4 protein-coding genes are annotated in these 4,743 nt (G+C 46.0%); all 4 read left to right on the top strand.

Annotation, left to right across the window (positions count from 1 at the left end):
• Positions 1–298: 298 nt before the first annotated feature.
• The 4 genes from AC3A8L_RS19995 to AC3A8L_RS19980 all read left to right on the top strand — a co-directional run bounded on the left by AC3A8L_RS19995 (position 299) and on the right by AC3A8L_RS19980 (position 4,622).
• Entirely contained in the window at positions 299–421 is a 123-nt protein-coding gene (locus tag AC3A8L_RS19995) for a hypothetical protein (protein ID WP_487964035.1), read from the top strand.
• Between the two features lie 342 nt (positions 422–763).
• Complete coding sequence (locus AC3A8L_RS19990) at positions 764–2,821, top strand: ferritin-like domain-containing protein (protein ID WP_487964034.1); 2,058 nt, start codon at positions 764–766, stop codon at positions 2,819–2,821.
• Positions 2,818–3,810: an MNIO family bufferin maturase gene (bufB, locus tag AC3A8L_RS19985; protein ID WP_487964033.1), complete on the top strand. Its 993-nt coding sequence runs from the start codon at positions 2,818–2,820 to the stop codon at positions 3,808–3,810. The genes AC3A8L_RS19990 and bufB overlap by 4 nt, the downstream gene beginning before the upstream one ends.
• Entirely contained in the window at positions 3,807–4,622 is an 816-nt protein-coding gene (locus tag AC3A8L_RS19980; protein ID WP_487964032.1) for an HvfC/BufC family peptide modification chaperone, read from the top strand. Before bufB ends, AC3A8L_RS19980 begins: the two co-directional genes overlap by 4 nt.
• Positions 4,623–4,743: the final 121 nt, after the last annotated feature.

Raw genomic sequence — 4,743 nt, 5'->3', positions numbered from 1 at the left:
CAAGCGTGCACCCAGGAATTCAAAAACGGGAAGTTATTTAATGCACACCCCTAAGCGCATGACTTTGTAAATTCGAGGCTCGAAAAAGGCAAGGATGCCTAAACGACCGGTTTGTGACAAAAGCTAAAGCAGCTTAAGCCTTAAGTGCTTACAATATTACTTTGCTAACGTAGACTCGGTCGGATTCCCTATATGTAAATCACCTGTGCTTCGCTTTTGGCTTTTACGGCTTCAGCGCAGGCTTCTACAGTGTTAAAAACCAATACAGAGCTGCCGTTGCCTGGGCATTGAGCTTATTTTGTCAAAAAAAATGGTGACTGAAAGAGCGGGTCTTTTGCAAATTTTTCGTTTAAGTGTTTTCGGCACGGTTGAATTACTGGAGTTGAGTGTTGGTGCTGGTGTCTATGAGCGTGGTGGCTAGCACTACTGGCTTAAGAGCAACTTCAGCTTTCAATGCTACAGTCCCGCACTGCAATCCCCCTTTCTCTCTCCCCAAAACACCCCATCACCACGAACACAAGAAACTTGAAATAACAAGGCATTCTGCGCCACTCCCGCACCTGCAGCGCCAATAAATTTCTTTTGATTGGCAGCGCCGATCATTCAGTTAGATAACTTGCGACTTATTTAATGTTGGCTATTCTGATCAATGTCCTAAATAGATTACAGTCCCACAAACCGGAATCTTCGCCTCTCAAAGAGAATATCTATTACCGCTATTTTATTAACGCTATAGTGATTCAACCCAACACAGGAATAAGCCATGAGTGACGCAGCCCAATCGAGTGATCCCGTTCGCCCCTTAAATGAAGCAGACCTTTGTTTGGTTAAAAAAATCAATGAAACTTGGAATTCTGAGAAGGCCTTATCCGAATTAAAGGCTCACCTGCAAGTCGCCATTGAAGTTGAATTAGCCACTATTCCTATTTATCTTTACACCTACTACTCGATTAACCGTACACCAGATTCATTCCCAGATTCAGAGATTTCTCGCTTTGCCGACAAAGCAGGCTCCACGATTATGAGTGTGGCTGTTGAAGAAATGCTACACATGTCTTTGGCCTCTAACATGCTGTTTTCCCTCGGCCAGCAGCCCGAGCTTTACCTTAAATCACCAGGCCCCTACCCCAGTAATTTACCAGGGCATAGCAAACTTGGTCCCGATAAAAAACCCTTAAAGCTACCCTTAGCAAAATTATCGTTAGAGCAAATGTGGCATTTTTTAGAGATTGAATACCCTGCGCAAGCCGATGCACCACCCGAAGGTGACAACTGGGAAACGATTGGGCAAATCTACGCCTATATTCGCTGTATTATTAGCTCAGACCACATTAAAGACAGCGATTTTCAACAAGGCTGTGAAAACCAGCAAATTCAACCCACTAACTACTCGCCAAACAGTATCGATACGGTGTACCCCGAAAAAGAATTTAACAATACCTGCCCTGTACCGGCACCAGTCGAAAATTCTGCTGCCTCCGTGGCCGGCTATTCAAGCGAAGAAAATAGCCATGCAGGTAATTCAGCATTAATGCGAATCGACTCCTGCGAGCGCGCATTACAAGCCATTCAAACCATCGATGCGCAAGGCGAAGGTTATGGCCCCAGTAAATTTGATGATCAAAGCCATCAAGAGTTATCGCACTATTATAAATTTCTCAGCTTACAATCTGAGCTCGAAGGCTACAGCGCTACCGATGAACGCTTACCCTGCGAACCCAAACCGCCAAAAGCCGCAGAAAAACAATATAGCGCCGACCAGTTAAGCCGCATTGTTTATGACTTTCCTGATAACCCCGTGGCAGCAGCTTACCCCGCCGGACGAAGTGATGTGGCGAATGTCGTCAGCGGTCTTTATCAATATATGCTAATCATGACCGAGAGTATCTTTTTACAAGACCCTAAAGATCAGAAAGTATATTTCAATAAGTCGCTACACCGCTCCATGATTTGGATTTTAGATAAAATCATTCAAGCCATGCGAGACGTAAATTTAAACGGCGTTAACCCCACAAAGTCAACGCGCAGCCATCGCTTAGCGCCGACATTCGAAAACATTAATTTAGGCCCGCGCGATCAAGCCTTTGCTAATTTAAAAAACATGTGTGATCAATTGGATGCAACCTACGGTAATGAAAATTGGTATACCTATGACATCCAAAATTATGTACAACAAGTCAAAAGTCTTCCTGATGTTAGCCAATTATGGAAGCAAAAAGACACCAATGATTGCGGCGCCGAGAAATACAAAGGTATTCCTAAATTTCCAGCAAAACCACCCGCAATAAAACCCGATGAGCCAAGTCGCCACGCCTGTATGGGCTTAAATAGCTGTAAAGACCAAGGGAGAACCCAGGAAAACAATTGCGCGGGGCAAGGTTATTGCTCCACGGCACTGTCTTACAACTTTGCAACCCCCGACCAACCTAGCGTCAGTGATCACACCTGCCATGTACTCAATGATTGTAAGGGTCAAGGGGGCTGCGGGCTTTATGGCACCGGCGTGGAACAAGAAAATCCGGGCGCAAATGACTGTGCGGTTTTAGGCTCTTGCGCCACTCCCATTAATGCCGAACGTTTTAGTACCGACGGCGCCAACCAAGGCAAAAGTGTTTGGTTGCGAGCACGTAAAGTTTTTGAGGAAAAAACCTGGCCCGAATTACGTAAAAAGAATAAAGACCTACCTGAAAAAGCAGCCTCAGTGCCCTACCCCGAGCTCTTTAAATACGGTCCGACGATTGAATGGATTGAAAAATATAGCGGCCAAGGCATGACAGCTTGCGGAGCCAGCGGTATGAGTGGTGCAGGAAGCTGTGCATGATTGAAGCATATTCGCCATTAAAAAAAGAAACTGTACCTTCGGGCCGCAAGGAGGCGGCCGCCATCAACAATCAATTAGGATTGGGGATTGGCTTACGCAACGTGCATTTCGACCATATTTTAAAAGCGCAACCTAATGTTGATTGGTTTGAAGCCATTTCTGAAAACTTTATGGATTCAAACGGTCGCCCCCGTGCCGTAATCCGTAAAATTGCTGAGCATTACCCCATCGTATTACACGGTGTTTCCATGTCTATTGGCAGTACCGACCCGCTCGACATTCATTATTTAACCCGATTAAAAACGCTTGCCGATGAACTTCAAGCGCGCTGGGTTAGCGATCATTTATGCTGGACAGGCGTACAAAGCATCAACAGTCACGACCTATTACCGCTACCATTGAACAAGGAAACTTTACAACACGTGATTTCCCGCGTGCTGCAAGTACAAGAACACTTAGCGCGACCCCTGGTACTCGAAAACCCCAGTACTTATACGCGTTTTCGGCACTCAACGTTAAGTGAACCCGAATTCCTAACAGCCTTATGCGCGGCAACAGACTGCAAATTGCTTTTAGATGTAAACAACGTTTATGTCAGTTGCTTTAATGCGGGTACAAGCCCACAAGATTATTTAAACGCGTTCCCTTTCGAGCACGTAGTGCAAATGCATTTAGCCGGCCACCAACACTGCGGCACGCATATAATCGATACCCATGATCAACCCGTCAGTGATGAAGTTTGGGCACTATTCCAAACCGCGTGGCAACGCAGTAATGGCGCCGCTACACTGCTAGAATGGGACGGCGACGTGCCCGATTTTGATGAAGTCCATAAAGAGGTTTTGCGGGCTAAAGAGTATATGAATGCCGCAAACCTTCCGATAAAAACGCGTCAAGCTGCACCCAGCTACAACAAAAAAATCCTATCAACACCCATCGACTTTATGTTGCCAGATGTTATGGCGAATAGCCGAGTGCATAACGCATGACCACAGCCACTCCCACTTTAAGCGCCGTTCAGCGCTGGATGAAAGATGCCCTCATTAACCCAGGCGGCACTGACCCAAAAACCGTAGTAGACACCCTACTACCCGGCAACCGGCTAGATGCAGCGAGTTGTTTAGGCATTTACCAGCGCAGCTATATTTTACGCTTGCGAAAATGCTTAGCTGAGCAATTTCCCGCTACACATTACGCCTTAGGCGATTCTGTATTTAATGACTTCGCCGACCAATATTTAAACGACTACCCATCACAAAGTTACACGCTGTATGAATTAGGCCGCCACTTCCCCGCATGGTTAGAAGAAACACGGCCAGATCGTGATGCCCCCGAAAATGAACGCGAAGATTGGATCAACTTTATGGTTGACCTCGCCCATTACGAACACACCTTATTCGATTTATTCGACGCCCCAGGGCAAGAAGAAAAAAAACAGCCGAACTTTCAAACGCTCGATAATAATTTAATACTTCAACCGTGTTTAACACTCGCGCAATACCGCTACCCGGTAGCCTGGTATTACCACGAAGTCCGTGCAGATAAACAACCCCAATTCCCCATTAGGGCGCCGGTCGACATGGTAATATTACGCCACAATTATCAAACCACGACCTTCCCAATCAGCCAGCTTCACTTCCGCTTTCTGTCCAAGCTTAAAACATTAGAGTCCATAGAAAGCGCACTGCTAGATATTGCCAGCTGGACGCAGCAACCCCTAAAACAAGTTACTCAATCGTGGCAACATGAAGTAAGGCAACCATGGCTAGACGCCGGCTTTTTCGGGTTAAAGCAGCCCTAAGGCTACTTTCGATGAGGCGTTGCTATGGGGCGTGCATTAAATAACTTCCCGTTTTTTAATTCCTGCGTCCACGCTTGCCTTCGTTAAAAATATTTGCAATAGCTGGCTATTACGCCATATT

This window comes from Marinagarivorans sp., assembly GCF_982758155.1.
Note: the sequence above shows the minus strand (reverse complement) of the source record. Positions and strands in the feature narration are given on the sequence as shown.

Excerpts from the sequence above, each read along its gene's own strand:
- AC3A8L_RS19990 (WP_487964034.1), top strand. The coding sequence starts at position 764 with ATGAGTGACGCAGCCCAATCGAGTGATCCCGTTCGCCCCTTAAATGAA.
- AC3A8L_RS19980 (WP_487964032.1), top strand. The coding sequence starts at position 3,807 with ATGACCACAGCCACTCCCACTTTAAGCGCCGTTCAGCGCTGGATGAAA.
- bufB (WP_487964033.1), top strand. The coding sequence starts at position 2,818 with ATGATTGAAGCATATTCGCCATTAAAAAAAGAAACTGTACCTTCGGGC.